15 protein-coding genes and 2 pseudogenes are annotated in these 20,855 nt (G+C 71.6%); 15 read left to right on the top strand and 2 right to left on the bottom strand.

Features of this window, described 5'->3' with window-relative positions; genetic code table 11:
* Positions 1–215 precede the first annotated feature (215 nt).
* A pseudogene (locus ACK8N7_RS05270) lies at positions 216–991 on the bottom strand (LysR substrate-binding domain-containing protein); the annotation flags it as partial.
* Here ACK8N7_RS05270 and ACK8N7_RS05265 point away from each other — a divergent pair.
* Positions 976–1,977, top strand: a pseudogene (locus ACK8N7_RS05265) (bile acid:sodium symporter family protein). The pseudogenes ACK8N7_RS05270 and ACK8N7_RS05265 sit on opposite strands and share 16 nt — an antisense overlap.
* 81 nt (positions 1,978–2,058) lie before the next feature.
* The gene (locus ACK8N7_RS05260) at positions 2,059–2,274 is read left to right on the top strand and encodes a helix-hairpin-helix domain-containing protein (RefSeq protein WP_403210244.1); all 216 of its coding nucleotides are present in this window, start codon (positions 2,059–2,061) and stop codon (positions 2,272–2,274) included.
* A gap of 33 nt (positions 2,275–2,307) precedes the next feature.
* Here ACK8N7_RS05260 and fdhD read toward each other — a convergent pair whose 3' ends face one another.
* Complete coding sequence (gene fdhD / locus ACK8N7_RS05255) at positions 2,308–3,150, bottom strand: formate dehydrogenase accessory sulfurtransferase FdhD (RefSeq protein WP_403210246.1); 843 nt, start codon at positions 3,148–3,150, stop codon at positions 2,308–2,310.
* A 209-nt stretch (positions 3,151–3,359) separates the two neighbouring features.
* Between fdhD and ACK8N7_RS05250 the strand changes: the two genes are divergently transcribed.
* The 13 genes from ACK8N7_RS05250 (at position 3,360) to ACK8N7_RS05190 (ending at position 20,853) form a co-directional block, all read left to right on the top strand.
* Entirely contained in the window at positions 3,360–4,319 is a 960-nt protein-coding gene (locus ACK8N7_RS05250; protein ID WP_032756999.1) for a beta-ketoacyl-ACP synthase III, read from the top strand.
* Positions 4,320–4,467: 148 nt separating this feature from the next.
* Positions 4,468–5,649, top strand: coding sequence for an ROK family transcriptional regulator (locus ACK8N7_RS05245; RefSeq protein ID WP_500441177.1), 1,182 nt, complete (start codon positions 4,468–4,470; stop codon positions 5,647–5,649).
* 295 nt (positions 5,650–5,944) lie between these two features.
* The gene (locus ACK8N7_RS05240; RefSeq protein WP_403210250.1) at positions 5,945–7,468 is read left to right on the top strand and encodes a sugar ABC transporter ATP-binding protein; all 1,524 of its coding nucleotides are present in this window, start codon (positions 5,945–5,947) and stop codon (positions 7,466–7,468) included.
* A complete protein-coding gene (locus tag ACK8N7_RS05235; protein WP_403210252.1) occupies positions 7,465–8,517 on the top strand; it encodes an ABC transporter permease in 1,053 nt (350 codons plus the stop codon). The genes ACK8N7_RS05240 and ACK8N7_RS05235 overlap by 4 nt, the downstream gene beginning before the upstream one ends.
* 82 nt (positions 8,518–8,599) lie before the next feature.
* Complete coding sequence (locus ACK8N7_RS05230; protein WP_391457550.1) at positions 8,600–9,637, top strand: substrate-binding domain-containing protein; 1,038 nt, start codon at positions 8,600–8,602, stop codon at positions 9,635–9,637.
* A gap of 71 nt (positions 9,638–9,708) precedes the next feature.
* Entirely contained in the window at positions 9,709–10,953 is a 1,245-nt protein-coding gene (locus ACK8N7_RS05225; RefSeq protein ID WP_403210254.1) for a Gfo/Idh/MocA family protein, read from the top strand.
* Between the two features lie 13 nt (positions 10,954–10,966).
* Positions 10,967–11,971 (top strand): sugar phosphate isomerase/epimerase family protein, encoded by a 1,005-nt coding sequence (locus tag ACK8N7_RS05220; RefSeq protein ID WP_403210256.1) that lies wholly within the window; start codon positions 10,967–10,969, stop codon positions 11,969–11,971.
* Between the two features lie 284 nt (positions 11,972–12,255).
* Positions 12,256–15,975 (top strand): ThuA domain-containing protein, encoded by a 3,720-nt coding sequence (locus ACK8N7_RS05215; RefSeq protein WP_500441174.1) that lies wholly within the window; start codon positions 12,256–12,258, stop codon positions 15,973–15,975.
* Between the two features lie 94 nt (positions 15,976–16,069).
* A complete protein-coding gene (locus ACK8N7_RS05210; protein WP_500441172.1) occupies positions 16,070–17,254 on the top strand; it encodes an inositol-3-phosphate synthase in 1,185 nt (394 codons plus the stop codon).
* A complete protein-coding gene (locus ACK8N7_RS05205; protein WP_500441170.1) occupies positions 17,251–18,495 on the top strand; it encodes an SCO3242 family prenyltransferase in 1,245 nt (414 codons plus the stop codon). The genes ACK8N7_RS05210 and ACK8N7_RS05205 overlap by 4 nt, the downstream gene beginning before the upstream one ends.
* The gene (locus ACK8N7_RS05200; RefSeq protein ID WP_500441168.1) at positions 18,492–19,349 is read left to right on the top strand and encodes a sugar phosphate isomerase/epimerase family protein; all 858 of its coding nucleotides are present in this window, start codon (positions 18,492–18,494) and stop codon (positions 19,347–19,349) included. The genes ACK8N7_RS05205 and ACK8N7_RS05200 overlap by 4 nt, the downstream gene beginning before the upstream one ends.
* On the top strand, positions 19,343–20,005 hold the full coding sequence (locus tag ACK8N7_RS05195) for an EboA domain-containing protein (RefSeq protein WP_500441167.1): 663 nt from the start codon (positions 19,343–19,345) through the stop codon (positions 20,003–20,005). Before ACK8N7_RS05200 ends, ACK8N7_RS05195 begins: the two co-directional genes overlap by 7 nt.
* The gene (locus ACK8N7_RS05190; protein ID WP_500441165.1) at positions 20,005–20,853 is read left to right on the top strand and encodes a TatD family hydrolase; all 849 of its coding nucleotides are present in this window, start codon (positions 20,005–20,007) and stop codon (positions 20,851–20,853) included. Before ACK8N7_RS05195 ends, ACK8N7_RS05190 begins: the two co-directional genes overlap by 1 nt.
* Positions 20,854–20,855 lie beyond the last annotated feature (2 nt).

The raw sequence follows: 20,855 nt of genomic DNA, 5'->3' as shown, positions 1-20,855 counted from the left end.
CGGCGGGAGGGTCCGAACCCCCCGTAAACTGTGGCATTCGTAGAGGTCAACCGTCGAAATCCGGCCAGATGGGCAAGGCTCGGGCGGACTTCTGACGGAGGCGTAAGCGGCTCGCGGTCAAATCTCCACCGAATCCGACCGAGGTGATCACTCCCGGTCTCGGAGGGTACGGGGCATTCCGTGGCGTTATCCGCCTGTTGATGCCATCCCCCGATTCCCCGGTGCAGCCGGTCCCCGCCCGCCAGGATGGCCGCCGCCAGCGCGTCCGCCGCCTCCTGCGCCGCGTCCCGGCGCTCCCCGTGCAGCAGGACGAAGCCGACGCCGCCCGGCTCCGTCAGCCCCGCCCGCGCCGGAACGGGCACGAGCCCCGGCGGGATCAGCCCCCGCGAGTGCACCATCACCCCCAGCCCCGCCCGCGCCGCCGCGACCAGGGCGCTCAGGCTCGTACTCGTACAGGCGATCCGCCAGGCCCGCCCGTGCTCCTCCAGCACCTCCAGGGCGCCCGGGTGATGCCCGGCGGCGGGAGGACGATGAGCGGCACCGGACGTTCCGGATCGATCCGCAGCTGCGGCGCGCCGATCCAGTCCAGCGCGTCCTGCCACACCAGCTCGCCATGCGTGTCGCCCGTCCTCCGCTTGGCCAGCACCAGGTCGAGCCTGCCCGCCTCCAGCTGCCGGTGCAGCGTCCCGGACAGCTCCACCGTGAGTTCCAGTTCGACCTCCGGATGGTCGCGGCGGAACGACTCCAGGATCTCCGGCAGCCGGGTCGGCACGAAGTCCTCGGACGCCCCGAAGCGGAGCCGGCCGCGCAGCCGGGTGCCCGCGAAGAACGCCGCGGCCCGCTCGTGCGCCCGCAGGATCGTCCGGGCGAAACCGAGCATCGCCTCCCCGTCCTCGGTCAGGTCGACCCGATGGGTGTCCCGGACGAACATCTGCCGGCCCGCCGCCTCCTCCAGCCGCCGGACGTGCTGGCTGACTGTGGACTGCCGGATCGGTCGTCATCGCCGCGCTGCTGCCCGCCCGGGGTGCCGCCGCCGACGTGGCGGGCGGGGCCTCCACCGGGGCGGTCGCCCTGCTCTTCTTCCTCTACGGGGCCGGGCTCTCCACCGCCGAGGCGCTGGACGGGCTGAAACACTGGCGGCTCCACCTCACCGTCCTGGCCTGCACGTTTCTCATCCTTCCGCTGCTGGGACTGGCGAGCGGGGGGCTGGTTCCGTATGTGATGACGCCCGAGCTCCAGGCGGGCTTCCTCTTCCTGTGCCTGGTGCCGTCGACGATCCAGTTCTCGATCGCCTTCACCTCGATCGCCCGGGGCAACGTGCCCGCCGCGATCTGCGCCGGGTCCTTCTCCAGCCTCACCGGGATCTTCCTCACCCCGCTGCTCGCGGCCCTCCTGCTCGGCTCCACCGGTGGCGGCTTCTCGGCGGACTCGCTGCTGAAGATCGTGCTCCAGCTGCTCGTGCCGTTCCTCGCCGGACAGTTCCTGCGCCGCTGGGTCGGCGGCTTCCTGACCCGGCACAAGAAGGTGCTCGGTCTGGTGGACCGTGGCTCGATCCTGCTGGTCGTCTACACCGCGTTCAGCGAGGGCATGGTCGCCGGCGTCTGGAGCCAGGTCACCCCGGCCCGGCTCGGCGGCCTGCTCGCGGCGGAGGCGGTCCTGCTGGCCGTGATGCTCGCGCTGACCTGGTAGGGGGCGCGGCGGCTCGGCTTCGACCGGGAGGACCGGGTCGCCATCCAGTTCGCCGGGTCGAAGAAGAGCCTGGCGGCGGGGCTGCCGATGGCGAGCGTGCTGTTCGGGGCGCACGCGAGCCTCGCCGTGCTGCCGCTGATGCTCTTCCACCAGATGCAGCTGATGGTCTGCGCGGTCATCGCCAAACGCCGCTCGCGGGACCCGGAACCGGAGCGGGAGCCGGTGCGGGACCGGGAGGACGCCGGTTCCGGGCCGGTGTCGGATCCGGCGGTTACGGTGACTTCGTGACCGCTGACCGGCCCTGATCCGCGTGGACTGCCGCTGACCGCTGCCCACCACCGCTGATCCGCGCCGACCTGGAGGACCGTCATGGCCGACCGGCCCACCGAACCCGAGGACGACTTTCCCCACGGCGCGGGCAACCCCGCCCGCGGCGCTCTGCGGCACGCCGGCTACACCCGGCTCGCCCAGCTCACCGAGGTGACGGCGGCGGAGGCGCTGGCGCTGCACGGGGTCGGCCCGAAGGCGATCAGGGTGCTGCGCGAGGCGCTGGCCGCCGAGGGGCTGTCCTTCGCCGGGGAGTGAGCCCCGGGGCTTCCCGGCCGGCTGGCGAGGCCGTCAGTGGACCCCCGCCTCCAGCGCGATCCGGTGCTCACCCGCGTACACGTTCATCGAGGGCCCCCGCAGGAACCCCACCAGGGTCAGTCCGCTCTCCGCCGCCAGGTCCACCGCCAGCGAGGACGGTGCCGAGACCGCCGCGAGCACCGGGATCCCGGCCATCACCGCCTTCTGCGCCAGCTCGAACGAGGCCCGCCCCGAGACCAGCAGCACCGCCCGCGACAACGGCAGCCGCCCGTCCGTCAGCGCCCGGCCCACCAGCTTGTCGACAGCGTTGTGCCGCCCCACGTCCTCCCGGACGTCCAACAGCTCGCCCTCCTCGGAGAAGAGAGCCGCCGCGTGCAGCCCCCCGGTCCGGTCGAACACCTTCTGCGCGGCCCGCAGCCGGTCCGGGAGGGCGGCGAGCAGCTCGGGCGTCACGCGTACCGGGGGAGTGTCACCGACCGGGTGCCGGGTGGTGGTGCGCACCGCGTCCAGGCTGGCCTTGCCGCACAGGCCGCAGGAGGAGGTGGTGTAGACGTTCCGCTCCAGCGTGATGTCGGGGACCACGACCCCGGGTGCGAGCTGTACGTCCACCACGTTGTACGTGTTCACCCCGTCGGCGGTCGCCCCGGCGCAGTAGACGATCGACTGCACCTCTTCCCCCTCGGCGATCACGCCCTCGCTCACCAGGAACCCCGCCGCCAGCGCGAAGTCGTCACCCGGGGTGCGCATCGTGATGGCCAGCGGCTTTCCGTTCAGCCGGATCTCCAGGGGCTCCTCCGCGACCAGCGTGTCGGCGCGGGAGGAGACGGCACCGTCCCGGATACGGAGGGTGCGGCGGCGCTCGGTGACCCGTCCCATGAGGCTGAACCCGATTCTGTCGGTGTGCGGAGCCGAAGCCTGGCCCCGTCATTGTCCTGCACACGCACCTCGTCGGCACAGCACGGGGGCCGGGCTGTTGTCAATGCTCCAACGTGTGGGCCGGATTCCTGTGGGATCACGTGCCCTTGTACTGGGCGGTAGCGACCAAGACTGGATGTTTCCTGCCCTACCCAACGATGGGAACCCGAATGACCGGCTCACGTGTCGTGGCGCTCGGCCACTACCAGCCCGCCAAGGTGCTCACCAACGACGATCTGGCGGCCATGGTCGACACGAGCGACGAGTGGATCACGAGCCGGGTCGGCATCAAGACCCGGCACGTGGGCGGCCCCGACGAGCCGGTCGACGAGCTGGCCGCACACGCGGGTGCCAAGGCGCTTGCCGCCGCCGGTCTGCAGCCCTCCGACATCGATCTGGTCCTGGTGGCCACCTCCACCGCCATCGACCGGTCCCCGAGCATGTCGGCGCGGGTCGCGGCGCGGCTGGGCATGGGTTCGCCCGCCGTCATGGACATCAACGTGGTCTGCTCGGGCTTCACGCACGCCCTGGCCGTCGCCGACCACACGATCCGGGCCGGTGCGGCGACCCGGGCGCTGGTCATCGGCGCCGACAAGATGGGTGACATCGCGGACTGGACCGACCGCACCACCTGCGTCCTGCTCGGCGACGGCGCGGGCGCCGCCGTCGTCACCGCCGACCCGTCCGCCCCCGACACCCCGGGCGGCCCCGGGATCGGACCGGTGCTGTGGGGATCGGTGCCGGAGATGGGCAACGCCGTACGGATCGAGGGCACGCCGCCGCGCTTCGCGCAGGAGGGGCAGTCCGTCTACCGCTGGGCCACCACCCAGCTTCCCCCCATCGCCCGCAAGGTCTGCGAGAAGGCGGGCGTCGCACCTGAGGACCTGGCCGCCGTCGTCCTGCACCAGGCCAACCTGCGCATCATCGAGCCGGTCGCCCGGAAGATCGGCGCGGTCAACGCGATCATCGCGCGGGACGTGGTCGACTCCGGGAACACCTCCGCCGCCTCCATCCCGATGGCGCTCTCCAAGCTCGTGGAACGCGGGGAGGTCGCCTCCGGCGCACCCGTACTGCTCTTCGGTTTCGGCGGAAACCTCTCGTACGCCGGTCAGGTCATCCGCTGCCCCTGAGCGTTCCCGGTCCACCTTTGTCCTGGGTGTGGAGAAAGTTGGGGCTGATTCCTGCGCAACTTCTTCCCACTCCGGGAAAGCGCTGCTACGTTCCCCTCGAAAGCCCGACGGACTGGCCGGATGTGGCGGGGAGGGACGCGTGAGACGTATGACGGCACGACCCGCGAACGCGCATCAGGCACGGCTGCTCCGACTGCTGCGTGACGGGGGCCCCAACTCCCGTGCGCAACTGGGTGATCAGGTCGACCTCTCGCGCTCCAAGCTCGCCGTCGAGGTGGACCGGCTGCTGGAGACCGGCCTGGTGGTGGCCGACGGACTCGCCGCATCCCGTGGCGGGCGCCGCTCGCACAACATCCGGCTCGCCCCCGAACTGCGCTTCCTGGGGGTCGACATCGGCGCCACCTCCATCGATGTCGCCGTCACCAACGCGGAGCTGGAGGTACTGGGACACCTCAACCAGCCGATGGACGTGCGCGAGGGGCCCGTGGCCGTCTTCGAGCAGGTCCTGGCGATGGCGGCCAAGCTCAGGGCCTCCGGCCTCGCCGAAGGTTTCGACGGCGCGGGCATCGGGGTCCCCGGCCCCGTCCGCTTCCCCGAAGGCGTGCCGGTCGCGCCGCCGATCATGCCCGGCTGGGACGGTTTCCCGGTCCGCGAGGCGCTCAGCCAGGATCTGGGCTGCCCCGTCATGGTCGACAACGACGTGAACCTCATGGCGATGGGTGAGCAGCACGCGGGCGTCGCCCGTTCCGTGGGCGACTTCCTCTGCGTCAAGATCGGTACGGGTATCGGCTGCGGGATCGTCGTCGGCGGTGAGGTCTACCGGGGTACGACGGGCAGCGCCGGGGACATCGGGCACATCCAGGTGGAACCGGACGGCCGGGCCTGTGCCTGCGGCAACAAGGGCTGCCTGGAAGCCCACTTCAGCGGTGCCGCCCTGGCCCGCGACGCGGAGGACGCCGCCCGTGAGGGCCGCTCGCCCGAGCTCGCGGCCCGGCTGGAGGTGGCGGGACGTCTCACCGCCGCCGATGTGGCCGCCGCGGCGGCGGCCGGGGACGCGGCCGCGCTCGACCTGATCCGCGAAGGCGGCAACCGGGTCGGGCAGGTCATCGCCGGCCTCGTCAGCTTCTTCAATCCCGGTCTGGTGGTGATCGGCGGCGGGGTCACCGGCCTCGGTCACAACCTCCTCGCCAGTGTCCGCACCCAGGTCTACCGGCAGTCCCTGCCCCTGGCCACCGGCAATCTCCCCATCGTGCTGGGCGAGTTGGGCCCCATCGCCGGAGTGATCGGCGCGGCCCGGCTCATCAGCGACCACCTCTTCTCACCGGCCTGACCGCACTAGAAAAGCCCCACCCGGTCACCCCCGCCCCGCCGCCTCACCCGCACCCGTCACACCCGCGCCAACTGCCCCACCCGGTCACCCCGCGCCGATCGCCTCACCCGCACCCAGCACCGTACGCACCACCGTCTTGGTCAGGTACTCGTCACGTACCACCCGTCAGCAGCCGCTCGCGGTGCCGCCGGCTCCACGGCACCTCCAGCCCTGCGCCCTGCCCGCTCACCGGCCCTCCCCGAACGACCGGCACCCGCCCGGACCGGGGAGACCCCATTCGCCGAGGGGATTCGTCATGGCACCAGAACCACCCCTGCTCACCATGTCCGGCATCACCAAGTCCTTCCCCGGCGTACGCGCCCTGGACGGCGTCGACCTGGAGGTCCAGGCCGGCGAGGTCCACTGCCTCCTCGGCCAGAACGGCGCGGGCAAGTCCACCCTCATCAAGGTGCTCGCCGGGGCCCACCAGCCCGACGACGGCGAGATCACCTGGCGCGGCGAAGCCGTCCGGCTCAAGTCCCCGATCGCCGCCATGCGCCTGGGAATTGCCACCATCTACCAGGAACTCGACCTGGTGGAAGGGCTGTCGGTCGCCGAGAACGTCTTCCTCGGCCACGAACCGACCAGCGCGGGCTTCATCGTCCGTACGGGGGAGGGGCGTTCGGCCGCCAAAGCGCTCCTCGCCCGCCTCGGTCACTCGGAGATCGACCCCGCCCGGGCGGTCGGTGACCTCTCCGCCGCCCAGCAGCAGATCGTCTCCATGGCACGGGCCCTCTCCCACGACGTACGGCTCATCGTGATGGACGAGCCCTCCGCCGCACTCGACCCCGACGAGGTCGACAACCTCTTCCGGATCGTCGACAGCCTGACCGCCGACGGGGTCGCCGTCGTCTACATCTCGCACCGGCTGGAGGAGATCCGCCGCATCGGAGACCGGGTCACCGTGCTGAAGGACGGCCGGGCGGTCGCGGTCGGGCTGCCCGCCGCCGACACCCCGACACGCGACATCGTTGCCATGATGACCGGCCGAGACGTCGAATACGTCTTCCCGCCACGCCCGGACGAGGCCTCCGTGAACATCACGGAACCCGTCCTGAAAGTCCAAGGCCTTTCCCGCAAGGGCGAGTTCGCCCCCGTCGACCTCGAACTGCGGCCCGGTGAGATCGTCGGCCTCGCCGGACTCGTCGGCTCCGGCCGCTCGGAGATCCTGGAGACGATCTACGGCGCCCGCAAGGCGAGCACGGGGACCGTCACCGTCGCGGGCAGGCAGCTCCGCCCCGGCAGCGTCCGCGCCGCCGTCGCCGCGGGGATCGGCCTCGCCCCCGAGGAGCGCAAGGCCCAGGCCCTGCTGATGACCGAGTCCGTCACCCGTAACGTCTCCGTCTCCTCCCTCTCCCGGTTCGCCCGGGTGGGCTGGATCGACAGGGGCGGCGAGCGGCGGGCCGCGCAACAGGCCACCCGCGAACTCTCGCTGCGGCCGGACAACCCGGACACCCCCGTCCGCACCCTCTCCGGCGGCAACCAGCAGAAGGCCGTCCTCGCCCGCTGGCTGCTGCGCGGCTGCCGGGTCCTGCTGCTCGACGAACCCACCCGCGGCGTGGACGTCGGCGCCCGCGCCGAGCTCTACGCCGTGATCCGCCGGCTGGCCGACGAAGGCCTCGCCGTACTGCTCGTCTCCAGCGAAGTGCCCGAAGTCCTGGGCCTCGCCGACCGGGTGCTGGTGCTCCGGGAGGGTCGCGTGGTCCACGCTGCCCCCGCCCAGGAGCTCGACGAGCACCGCGTACTCGACCTCGTGATGGAAGGGAGCCCGACGCCATGACACAGCCCGCCCCGTCGGCGCAGCACAACGGGCCGGACAAGGGGGCCCTCGCCGGCCCCTCCGACGCGCCGCCCTCGAAACCGGGCGGCGGCCGGCCGGCCCTGGGCCTGCGGCTCGACGTCCGGATCCTGTCCCTGCTCGGTGTCCTCGCCGCCCTGATCCTGGTCGGCGGCATCACCGAACCGGACTCCTTCCTGGACACCGGGAACCTCCAGCTGATCCTGACGCAGGCCTCCGTCATCGGTGTCGTCACCGTCGGCATGACCTTCGTCATCATCAGCGGCGGCATCGACCTCTCCGTCGGGGCCATGGTCGCCCTCGCCTCGGTGTGGGCGACGACCCTGGCCACCCAGGAGTACGGCTTCGCCGGCATCGCGTTCACCGCGGTCGTCGTCGGCCTCGCCGCAGGACTCGTGAACGGTGTGCTCATCGCGTACGGGGGTATGGTCCCGTTCATCGCGACGCTCGCCATGCTCGCCTCGGCGCGCGGTCTGGCCCTCCAGATCACCGACGGCAAGACCCAGATCGTCACCGTCGACTCCGTCCTGAACCTGGGCCTGCCGGACTCCTACATCCTCGGGATCCCGCCGCTGGTCATCATGTTCGCCGCGGTCACCGTCATCGGCTGGCTGGTCCTCAACCGGACCACCTTCGGCCGCCGCACGGTCGCCGTCGGCGGCAACGCGGAGGCCGCCCGGCTCGCCGGGATCGACGTCCGCCGCCAGCGCCTGTACCTCTACCTGCTCTCCGGGCTGTGCTGCGGAATCGCCGCCTTCATGCTGATCGTGCTGGCCGGCTCCGGCCAGAACACCAACGGCAACCTGTACGAGCTCGACGCCATCGCCGCCGCGATCATCGGCGGGACCCTGCTCAGCGGCGGCCGCGGCACCATCGTCGGCTCCGTGCTCGGTGTCCTGATCTTCACCACGATCACCAACATCTTCGCGCTCAACAACCTCCAGAGCGACGTCCAGCAGATCGCCAAGGGCGCCATCATCGTCGCCGCCGTCCTCGTCCAGCGCCGCACCCTGCGCGGCGGGGAGACCTGAGCAACTCGCCCATCCTGAGACGTACTTACCCGTCCTGAGCCGCACTTCCCACGTCACCCACCGGATGAAGGGTCAGACCGTCATGCCAGAAACCAGCCGCAGAGGGCTGCTGTTCGGAGCCTCAGCCATCTCCGCGGGCGCGCTCCTCACCGCCTGCACCAGCAACGAGCCGAAGAACGCGCAGCCCGCGAGCAACAGCCAGCCCGCCGCCGACGACAAGCCGGGCAAGCCCGTCACCATCGGCTTCGCCGGACCGCAGGCCGACCACGGCTGGCTCAACGCCATCAACGTGAACGCCAAGTCCCGGGCGGAGAAGTACTCCGAGGTGACGCTGGAGATCACCGAGGGCTCCAACGACACCGCCGCCCAGATCGGGCAGGTCAAGACCCTCATCAACAAGAAGGTCGACGTCCTCGTCATCCTCCCCGCCGACGGCAAGGCGCTCACCCAGGTCGGCCTGGAGGCGATGAAGGCGGGCATCCCCGTCGTCAACCTGGACCGGATCTTCGCCTCCCCGCAGGCCTACCGCTGCTGGGTCGGCGGCGACAACTACGGCATGGGCCTCAACGCCGGGCACTACATCGGCGAACAGCTCAAGGGCAAGGCGAACGCCAAGGTCGTCGAGCTCGCCGGCATCGACAACCTGGAGCTGACCAAGCAGCGCAGCCAGGGCTTCGCCGACGCGCTCAAGAACTACCCCAACATCAAGCTGGTGGCCCGTCAGGCCGCCGAATTCACCGTCGAGTCGGGCCAGGCGAAGATGGCCCAGCTCCTCCAGGCGCAGAAGCAGATCGACGCCCTGTGGAACCACGACGACGACCAGGGTGTCGGCGCGCTCCGGGCCATCCAGCAGGCGGGCCGCGACGAGTTCATCATGGTCGGCGGCGCCGGCGCGAAGTCCGCGATGGACGCCATCAAGGCCGACAACTCGGTCATCAAGGCGACCGTCCTCTACCCGCCGACGATGGCCGCCTCCGCAATCGACCTGGCACGGGCACTCGGCCAGAGCAAGGGCGTCAGCGGCCTCTCCGAGATGGAGATCCCGACCTCCCTGACCCTGTACTCCGCGGTCGTGACCAAGGACAACATCGATCAGTACCTGCCGACGGGCTTCAACTGACCGGGACTCCGGGGGATGCGGCGAGCGCATCCCCCGGCCCGTTACCGCACACCGATGAGGAGGAAGTCCGCATGGCCCGTAGTCAAGAGACGGAAACGCAGACCGCAGCACCGCCGCCGCAGCAGGCGCGAGGAACGCTCGGGGTCGGCATGGTCGGATACGCGTTCATGGGTGCCGCCCACTCGCAGGGGTGGCGCACCGCGGGCCACGTCTTCGACCTGCCGGTGCGTCCCTCTCTCGCCGCGATCTGCGGACGCGACCGGGCGGCCGTCGACGCCGCCGCCGCCCGGCACGGCTGGGCGGCCGCGGAGACCGACTGGCGGGCGCTGATCGCCCGGGACGATGTGCAGCTGATCGACATCTGCACCCCCGGCGACAGCCATGCGGAGATCGCCATCGCCGCCCTGGAGGCGGGCAAACACGTGCTGTGCGAGAAGCCGCTCGCCAACACGGTCGCCGAGGCCGAGGCCATGGTCCGGGCCGCCGAAGCGGCCGAGGCCCGGGGCCAGGTGGCGATGGTGGGCTTCAACTACCGCAAGGTGCCCGCCATCACCTTCGCCCGGCAGCTCATCGCGGACGGCCGCCTCGGCACCCTGCGCCACGTACGCGCCAGCTACCTCCAGGACTGGCTGGTCGACCCGGCCTCGCCGCTCACCTGGCGGCTCAAGCGCGAACACGCCGGGTCGGGCGCGCTGGGCGACCTGGGAGCGCACATCGTGGACCTCGCCCAGTACCTGGCGGGGGAGCTGCTGACCGGTGTGTCGGCGGTCAGCGAGACCTTCGTACGGGAGCGGCCCCTGCTCTCCCGTACGCCGGCCGGTACGTCCGCCGCGCTCTCCGGTGCGGCGGACGCGGTGGAGCGGGGCGAAGTGACCGTGGACGACGCGGCGATCTTCACAGGCCGCCTCGCCTCCGGAGCACTGGCCTCCTTCGAGGCGACCCGGATGGCGGCCGGACGCAAGAACGCGCTGCGGCTGGAGATCAACGGGGAGCTCGGCTCGCTCGCCTTCGACCTGGAGCGGCTCAACGAGCTGTCCTTCCACGACCACACCGAACCCGCCGCCACCGCCGGCTTCCGGCGCATCCTGGTCACCGAACCCGAACACCCCTACCTGGAGGCCTGGTGGCCGCCGGGCCACGCCCTCGGGTACGAGCACACCTTCGTCCACCAGGCCCGTGACGTGGTCCGCACGATCACCGAGGGCACCCCGGCCCGGCCCTCGTTCGCGGACGGCCTCCAGGTCCAGCGGGTGCTGGCCGCCGTCGAGGAGAGCGCCGCGAAGAACTCCGTACACACCCCTGTCCCGTCGTCCTAGGAGGCAGTCGCCCATGCCCCGCCCCTTCACCCTCTTCACCGGCCAGTGGGCCGACCTCCCGCTGGAGGAGGTCTGCCGCCACGCCCGGGACTTCGGCTACGACGGTCTCGAACTCGCCTGCTGGGGAGACCACTTCGAGGTCGACAAGGCCCTCGCCGACCCCGGCTACCTGGACAGCAGGCACCAACTGCTCGACAAGTACGGGCTGAAGTGCTTCGCGATCTCCAACCACCTCGTCGGACAGGCCGTCTGCGACAACCCGATCGACGAACGCCACCAGGGCATCCTGCCCGCCCGCATCTGGGGCGACGGCGAGGCCGAAGGTGTACGGCAGCGGGCGGCGGCCGAGATCGCGGACACCGCCCGTGCCGCCGCCGCATTCGGCGTGGACACGGTCATCGGGTTCACCGGCTCCTCGATCTGGCACCTGGTCGCCATGTTCCCGCCGGTCCCGCCGCACATGATCGAGCGGGGTTACGAGGACTTCGCGGAGCGCTGGAACCCGATCCTGGACGTCTTCGACGCCGAGGGGGTGCGCTTCGCCCACGAGGTGCACCCGAGCGAGATCGCGTACGACTACTGGACCACCAAGCGCGCCCTCGAAGCGGTCGGCAACCGGCCCGCGTTCGGGCTGAACTTCGACCCGAGCCACTTCGTCTGGCAGGACCTCGACCCGGTCAACTTCCTCTACGACTTCCGGGACCGGATCTACCACGTGGACTGCAAGGAGGCCCGCAAGCGCCTCGACGGCCGCAACGGCCGCCTCGGCTCGCACCTGCCGTGGGGCGACCCCCGGCGCGGCTGGGACTTCGTCTCCGCCGGCCACGGTGACGTGCCCTGGGAGGACGTCTTCCGGATGCTCCGTTCCATCGGCTACGAGGGCCCGGTCTCCGTCGAGTGGGAGGACGCGGGCATGGACCGGCTGACCGGCGCTCCGGAAGCGCTTGCCAGCCTCAAGCGGTTCGACTTCGACCCGCCGTCGGCCTCCTTCGACGCGGCCTTCGGCGGCGGCGAGTAGCACCACCGGGAAGGGAAAGCCCCGGGGCAAGGTCTTCGTGAAGTGCCCCCGGGGCTGCCTCGCGCTGCCCGGAATCTCCTTTGTCCTGGCGGAAGCAGAAGTTCGACTTCACCGTTGCACAAGGGCTTTCCGTCCCGGACGAACAGGTCTACCGTCCACCACGTGTACACGACATGACTCGCGTCACCGGGGTCGCTCCCGTCTCCGGTGACGCACGCGCGGCAGTCCCCGCGCGGCACGGCAGCTCCACCCGCCCGTACAACCGGCACTCCCCGGAGGACCACGTGCACAGAACCAGAAAGCGGCTCCTGGCCCGGACCCGCGTCCGTAAATCGCTCGCGCTGTTCACCGGCGGACTCCTCGCCGCCGCGACCCTGACCCTCGGCTCCGCCCCCGGCGCCTCCGCCCACCCCGGTCACCCGGGCCACGAGGAGCCCGTGGCGGAGGACTTCCAGCAGGTCACCCTCGCCAAGGGCGCGGAGGAGACCGGCGAGCCCATGTCGCTCGCCGTCCTCCCCGACCGCAGCGTGCTGCACACCTCACGCAACGGCGAGCTGCGGATCACCGACAGCGCCGGCAACACCAAGGTCTCCGGCACGCTCCCCGTGTACACGCACGACGAGGAAGGCCTCCAAGGCGTTGGTGTCGACCCCGACTTCGCCGAGAACCGGGCCATCTACCTCTTCTACGCACCTCCGTTGGACACACCTGCGGGCGACGCCCCGGAGACGGGCACCGCCGCCGACTTCGCGAAGTTCGACGGGGTCAACCGGCTCTCCCGCTTCGTCCTCCACGAGGACGGCACCCTCGACACCGCCAGCGAGAAGAAGGTCCTGGACGTCCCCACCTCGCGCGGCATCTGCTGCCACGTCGGCGGTGACATCGACTTCGACAAGGACGGGAACCTCTACCTCTCCACCGGCGACGACACCAACCCCTTCGCCTCCGACGGCTTCACCCCGATCGACGAACGCCCGGACCGCAACCCGGCGTTCGATGCCCGTCGCACCTCCGGCAGCACCAACGACCTGCGCGGCAAGATCCTGCGCATCAAGGTCGCCGAGGACGGCTCGTACACCGTCCCCGAGGGGAACCTCTTCGAGCCCGGGACGGACAAGACGCGCCCCGAGATCTACGCGATGGGCTTCCGCAACCCGTTCCGCTTCTCCGTCGACCAGGCCACCGGCATCGTGTACGTCGGTGACTACGGCCCCGACGCCGGCTCGGCCGACCCGAAGCGCGGGCCGTCCGGGAAGGTGGAGTTCGCCCGGGTGACGAAGGCCGGCAACTTCGGCTGGCCCTACTGCGTCGGTGAGAACGAGCCGTACGTCGACTACGACTTCGCCACCAAGACCTCCGGCGCCGCCTTCGACTGCGCCAACCTGAAGAACGAGTCGCCGCACAACACCGGCCTCGTCGACCTGCCGCCCGCCGAGGCCGCCTGGATCCCGTACGACGGCGGCTCGCTGCCCGAGTTCGGCACCGGCTCCGAGTCCCCGATGGGCGGACCGGTCTACCGCTACGACGCGGACCTCGACTCCCCGGTCAAGTTCCCCGAGGCCTACGACGGCGACTTCTTCGCCGGTGAGTTCGGCCGCAAGTGGATCAAGCGCATCGAGCAGGACGCCGACGGTGCCGTCCAGTCCATCAACGACGTGCCGTGGTCCGGTACGCAGATCATGGACATGGCCTTCGGCCCGGACGGGGCGCTCTACGTCCTGGACTACGGCCTCGCCTGGTTCGGCGGCGACGAGAACTCCGCGCTCTACCGCATCGAGAACGCCACCGGAGGCCGCTCACCCATCGCGGAGGCCTCGGCCAACAAGACCTCCGGCACCGCGCCCCTGAAGGTGAAGTTCTCCTCGGCCGGCACCGCGGACGGCGACGGCGACCCCCTCACGTACGCCTGGGACTTCGGTGACGGCGGCACCTCCACCGCTGCCAACCCCACCTACACGTACAAGAAGAACGGCACCTACACCGCCACCCTCACCGCCGAGGACCCGACCGGCCGCACCGGATCGGCCAGCGTCCATGTGACCGTCGGCAACACCGCCCCCACCGTGGAGCTGGTGCTCCCCGAGGACGGCCAGCTCTTCGCCTTCGGTGACTCCGTGCCGTTCAAGGTCAACGTCAGCGACCCGGAGGACGGGACCATCGACTGCACCAAGGTCGAGGTCAAGTTCACCCTGGGCCACGACAGCCACGGCCACGACATCACCACCGAGCACGGCTGCGAAGGCACCATCAAGACCGCCATGGAAGGCGGCCATGACCCCAACGCCAACATCTACGGCGGCATCTCGGCCTCCTACACCGACAACGGCGGTGGCGGCCAGGCCAAGCTGACCGGCAAGGACACCTCGCGGCTCCAGCCCCGGCACCGGCAGGCCGAGCACTACGACGACTCCTCCGGCGTCACCACGCCGAGCAAGTCGAGCGCACACGGCGGAAAGACCGTCGGTGACATCCACAACGACGACTGGATCTCCTTCGACACCTACGTCCTGGGCGGCACCACCAAGCTCACCGCCCGTATCTCGTCGGCCGGTTCGGGCGGCTTCCTCGAAGTGCGCAGCGGATCGCCCACCGGCAAGATCCTCGGCTCGGGCCCGGTCCCGGTGACCGGCAGCTGGGACACCTTCCAGGACATCGACATCCCGCTGCGCGGAGCGCCCAAGAAGCAGACCGAACTCTTCCTCGTCTTCAAGGGCGGCGACGGCGCGCTCTACGACATCGACGACTTCGAACTCTCCAACAGCCCGGTCGACAAGACCGCCAAGCGCGTCCTGGTCTTCTCCAAGACCGCCGGATTCCGCCACGACTCGATCCCGGCCGGCATCGCCGCGCTGAAGGAGATCGGCAAGGACACCAACATCACGGTCGACTCCACCGAGTCCGCCGCCCAGTTCACCACCAGCAACCTCGCCCGCTACGACGCCGTCGCCTTCCTCTCCACCACCGGTGACGTCCTCGACGCCGAACAGCAGAAGGCGTTCGAGAACTACGTCGCCACCGGCGGCGGTTACGTCGGCATCCACGCGGCCGCCGACACCGAGTACGAGTGGGAGTTCTACGGCGGCCTCGTCGGCGCCTACTTCGACTCGCACCCGCAGATCCAGCCCGCCACCGTCCGCGTCGAGGACCACGACCATCCGGCCACCGCGCACCTGGACGAGGAGTGGGAGCGCACCGACGAGTGGTACAACTACCGCACCAACCCCCGGGACAAGGCGAAGGTGCTGGCCACCCTGGACGAGACCACCTACACCGGCGGCAACATGAAGGGCGACCACCCGATCTCCTGGTGCCAGACCTACCAGGGCGGCCGCTCCTTCTACACCGGCCTCGGCCACACCAAGGAGTCCTACGCCGAACCGGCCTTCCGCCAGCACGTGTCGGGCGGACTGCGCTACGCCACCGGACAGGTCAAGGCCGACTGCAAGCCGGACAAGGACTACCGGCCCATCTTCAACGGCAAGACGCTGGAAGGCTGGAAGCAGGCCGGCCCCGGAAAGTTCTCCGTCAGTGACGGCGCCCTGCACTCCGAAGGCGGCATGGGCCTGCTCACCTACCAGGCCAAGGAGCTGAAGGCGTACTCGCTCAAGCTCGACTGGAAGATGGCCGGTGACGACAACTCCGGTATCTTCGTGGGCTTCCCGGAGTCGGACGACCCCTGGTCGGCGGTGAACAACGGCTACGAGATCCAGATCGACGCCACCGATGCCGCCGACCGCACCACGGGCGCCGTCTACACCTTCAAGTCCGCGAACATCAAGGCCCGTGACCGCGTCCTGCGGCCGCCGGGCCAGTGGAACAGCTACGAGATCAAGGTCCAGGGCGAACGTCTGCAGGTCTTCCTCAACGGAGCGAAGATCAACGACTTCACCAACACCGACCCGGCCCGCAGCCTGAAGGACGGCTACATCGGCCTCCAGAACCACGGAGCCGACGACCAGGTGTCCTTCCGCAACATCCAACTGAAGGAGCTGCCCTCGACGTAGGGCGGCCACCTCTGCCGACGACGGGCGGGGGAAGCACTCACACCTTCCCCCGCCCGCCGTCCTCCACCCCCGACATCCCCCAGGGAGGCAGCCCGTGACCGCACATGCCGATCGTGAAGGCCGTACCGACGCTCCAGTCCGTACCGACGTTCCAGGCCGTGCCGACGTTTCAGGTCGCACAGGCGTCTGGTTCATCGGAGCGCGCGGCTCCGTCGCCACCACCGCCACCGCGGGATGCGCCGCCATCGCGGCCGGCCTCCACCCGCCGACCGGCATGGTCACCGAGACACCCCCCTTCGCCGACAGCGGCCTGCCGCCCCTGACCACGCTGGTCTTCGGCGGACACGACACCCTGGACTGCCCGCTCGCCAAACGGGCCGAGGCACTGGCCGAGGGCGGCGTGCTGCCCCACCGCCTCCCCAGCGCCGTCCGCGCCGAACTCGACGCGGCCGACGCCGAGATACGCCCCGGCGGCCCGCTTCCCGGCGAGACCCGCACCGACGAGGAACTCATCGCCGCCTTCGCGGCCGACCTCACCGACTTCGCCCACCGCCACGAGCTGGCCCGCACCGTCGTCATCAACGTCTCCTCCACCGAGCCGGCCCCCGGCCCCGACGACCACCGCCTCCCCGCCAGCTCGCTCTACGCCGCGGCGGCCCTCCGGGCCGGCTGCTCCTACGCCAACTTCACCCCCTCCACCGGCCTGCGCGCCCCCGCGCTCACCGACACCGTCGCCGACTGCGGACTTCCCCACGCGGGACGCGACGGCAAGACCGGCCAGACGCTGCTCCGCTCCGTGCTCGCCCCGATGTTCCTCCAGCGAGCCCTGCCCGTACGGGCCTGGTCCGGGTCGAACCTGCTGGGCGGCGGGGACGGGGCGGCGCTCGCCGACCCGGCCGCGGCCGCCGCCAAGAACGCTGGCAAGGAACGCGTCCTCACCGACACCTTCGGCACCGCCCCCGAGGGCGAGGTCCACATCGACGACGTACCCGCGATGGGGGACTGGAAGACGGCCTGGGACCACATCGCCTTCGACGGCTTCCTCGGCTCCCGGATGGTCCTCCAGACCATCTGGCAGGGCTGCGACTCGGCCCTCGCCGCCCCCCTGGTCCTGGACCTGGCCCGGCTGCTCGCCCGCTCCCACGAGGCGGGACTCAGCGGCCCCCGGCCCGAGCTGGGCTTCTACTTCAAGGACCCCGACGGCGGCACCTCGGCCGCGCTCGCCGAGCAGTACGCCACCCTGCTGGCCTTCGCCGAGCGGCTGCGGGGCCAGGCGTGAGGCGGCTGCTGCGCTCGGCGCTCGGGGCGCTTCCGCCCGGCCTGCGGGCGGCTCCGGCGGGGCTGAACGGCCGCGCCGTACGGGGCGGCAGGCCGGCCGCCGCCCCCGATGACGGCCTGTCCGGTACGGGTGGGACTGCGCCCGCACCGGACAGGCACCGACCGTCCTCCGGACGCGGGAGAGGGGACACGGTGCGGGCCTGGACCGAGCTCTTCCGGGTCTCCGCACTGTTCTCCGTGCCGGGTGACGCGCTGGCCGGGGCCGCGGCGGTGGGCCGCAGCCCCGGCCGGGGCACCGCGCTCGCGATCGGCGCCTCGCTCTGCCTGTACGAGGCGGGGATGGCCCTCAACGACTGGGCGGACCGCGAGGAGGACGCCGTGGACCGCCCGCACCGGCCGATCCCGTCGGGCCGCATCAGCCCGTCCGCCGCCCTGGGCGCGGCCGGGGTGCTGACAGCGGCGGGCCTCGCCCTCGCGGCGCGGGCGGGCCGCCCGGCCCTGGCCGTCGCCACGGGCCTGGCCGCCACGGTCTGGGCCTACGACCTCCACCTGAAGCACACGAAGGCGGGCCCGGCGGCGATGGCCGCCGCCCGCTCCCTGGACCTGCTGCTCGGAGCGACGGCGACGGCGTACGCCGGTACGGGGCCGGGCCCCCGCGCCACGCGTCCGGCGCGGCTCGGGGCCGTACCGCCCACCGGCCCCGACAACGTTGCCCGAGCCGCCGGCTCCGCGCGCTCCCCGCTGGCCGCGCTCTCCGCCGCCCTGGTGCTCGGGGCGCACACCTACGGCGTCACCGCCGTGTCCCGCCACGAGGCGCAGGGCGGGTCCACCGCCGTACCGCTCGCGGTCCTCGCCACGACGGCGGCGCTGGCCGCGGCCGTGGTCGCGACGCACCAGCGGCAGCGACCGGGGGAGCCCGCCACGCCAGGGCTCGCTGCGACGGCGCCGGGCAGCAGCCACCGACCGGACCACCCGCACCACCCCACCGCCCCCGCGCTCACCCCCCTCCTGCTCACCGCGTTCACCGCCGCCTACCTCCGCACCGCAGGGCCGCCCCTCCTGCACGCCGCCCTCAACCCGTCCCCACCCCTGACCCAGCGGGCGGTGGGCGGCGGGATCCGGGCCATGATCCCGCTCCAGGCAGCGCTCGCCGCCCGGGCCGGCGCACCCGGCTCCGGCCTCGCCCTCATGGCGCTCGTCCCCCTTGCCCGCTCCCTCGCCCGGAAGGTGAGCCCCACATGACCCTCCACCTCGGTTACGGCACCAACGGGCTCACCGACCTCCGCCTCGACGACGCCCTCGGGCTCCTCGCCGACCTCGGCTACGAGGGCGTCGGCCTGACGCTCGACCACATGCACCTGGACCCCCTGGCCCCGGACCTCGCCGAGCGCACCCGCCAGGTCCGGCGCCGGCTCACCTCCCTCGGGCTCCGGGTCACCGTCGAGACCGGCGCCCGCTATGTCCTGGACCCGCGCCGCAAGCACGGCCCCTCCCTTCTCGACCCGGACCCCGACGCCCGGGCCGCGCGCACCGCGCTGCTCGTGCGCGCCGTGCACGTGGCCGCCGAACTCGGCGCGCACGCCGTCCACTGCTTCAGCGGCATCACCCCGCCGGACACCTCGACGGAGACCGCCTGGAAGCGCCTGACCGAAGCGATCACCCCCGTACTCGAAGCCGCCGACCGGTCGGGCATCCCCCTCGCCATCGAGCCCGAACCCGGTCACCTCCTCGCCACCCTCGCCGACTTCCACCACCTGCGCGGTCTCCTCGGCGACCCCGGCCCCCTCGGCCTCACGCTCGACATCGGCCACTGCCAGTGCCTGGAGGATGCGTCCCCCGTGAGCTGCGTCCAGGACTCCGCCCCCTGGCTCCGGCACGTCCAGATCGAGGACATGCGGCGCGGAGTCCACGAGCACCTCCCGTTCGGGGAGGGCGAGATCGACTTCCCACCCGTGCTCGCCGCCCTCGCCGCCTGCGACTACCGGGGCCTCACCGTCGTCGAACTGCCCCGCCACTCGCACGCGGGCCCCGAACTCGCCCGCACCTCCATCGGCTTCCTGCGCGACGCCATGACCAAGGGGGGAGTCCCGTGCTGAAGTCCCGCAAGGAGCTCGACGCCGAACTCGACGGCGCCGCCCGCGCCTGGCTCGACGGGGCCCTGGCCGAGGCCGCCCACGACGCGGCCGCCCGCGCCCAGGCCGGCGGCGACGCCGGTACCCCCCCGCCCGACTCGCCGTACGCCTCCCCGCCCTGGGAACTCCGCTACGCCGCCGCCGGCCGGCACTGCGGACAGGCCCACGCCGACTCCGTACGCTCCCTCCTGCTCACCGAGGCCCGCGCCCCGCTGCCCTCCGTCACCCGGCTCTACGAACAGGGCACCGCCGCCGAACGCCGCGCCGTCCTGCTCACCCTGGACCGCCTCGGCCTCGGCGACAGTGCCCTCCCGCTCGTCGAGGACGCCCTGCGCACCAACGACACCCGGCTGGTGGCCGCCGCCGTCGGCCCGTACGCCGCGGCCCGCCTCGACCCGCACGCCTGGCGCCACGCCGTGCTGAAGTGCCTGTTCACCGGGGTGCCGGTGGACGCCGTCGCCCGGCTCGGCGAGAGAGCCCGCGGAGACGCCGAACTCGCCCGGATGCTCCGCGACTTCGCCGCCGAGCGGACCGCCGCCGGCCGTGACGTCCCGGCCGACCTGCGCACCGCCCTCGCTCTGGCCCTCACCACCCCTGCCGCCCCCACGGAGGAGTCCTGATGCGCATCTTCGACCCCCACATCCACATGACGTCCCGTACCACGGACGACTATCAGGCGATGTACGACGCGGGCGTCCGCGCCCTCGTCGAACCCTCCTTCTGGCTCGGCCAGCCCCGCACCTCGCCCGCCAGCTTCTTCGACTACTTCGACGCGCTCCTCGGCTGGGAACCCTTCCGCGCCTCCCAGTACGGCATCGCGCACCACTGCACGCTCGCCCTCAACCCCAAGGAGGCGAACGACCCCCGCTGCACCCCCGTCCTGGACGCCCTGCCCCGCTACCTCGTCAAGGACTCCGTCGTCGCCGTCGGTGAGATCGGCTACGACTCCATGACCCCGGCCGAGGACCACGCCCTCGCCGCCCAGCTCCAGCTCGCCGCCGACCACGGGCTCCCCGCCCTCGTCCACACCCCGCACCGCGACAAGCTCGCCGGTCTGCACCGCACCATCGACGTCATCCGCGAATCGCACCTCCCCCCGGAGCACGTCCTGCTCGACCACCTCAACGAGACAACCGTAAAGGCCGCCTCCGACAGCGGCTGCTGGGCCGGGTTCTCCATCTACCCGGACACCAAGATGGACGAGGACCGCATGGTCACCATCCTGCGGAACCACGGCACCGAGAGGATCCTCGTCAACTCCGCCGCCGACTGGGGAAAGAGCGACCCGCTCAAGACCCGCAAGGTCGCCGACGCGATGCTCAAGGCCGGGTTCACCGAGGACGACGTCGACAAGGTCCTGTGGCGCAACCCCGTCGCCTTCTACGGCCAGAGCGGCCGGCTCCAGCTGGACGTCCTGGCCCCCGACCCGCTCCACGAGGGCAACTCCATCCTGCGCGGCGGGGAGTGAAG

It is taken from the genome of Streptomyces griseobrunneus (assembly GCF_046713465.1).
GTDB classification, from domain to species: domain Bacteria; phylum Actinomycetota; class Actinomycetes; order Streptomycetales; family Streptomycetaceae; genus Streptomyces; species Streptomyces microflavus.
This window is presented reverse-complemented; position numbering and strand designations above follow the sequence as displayed.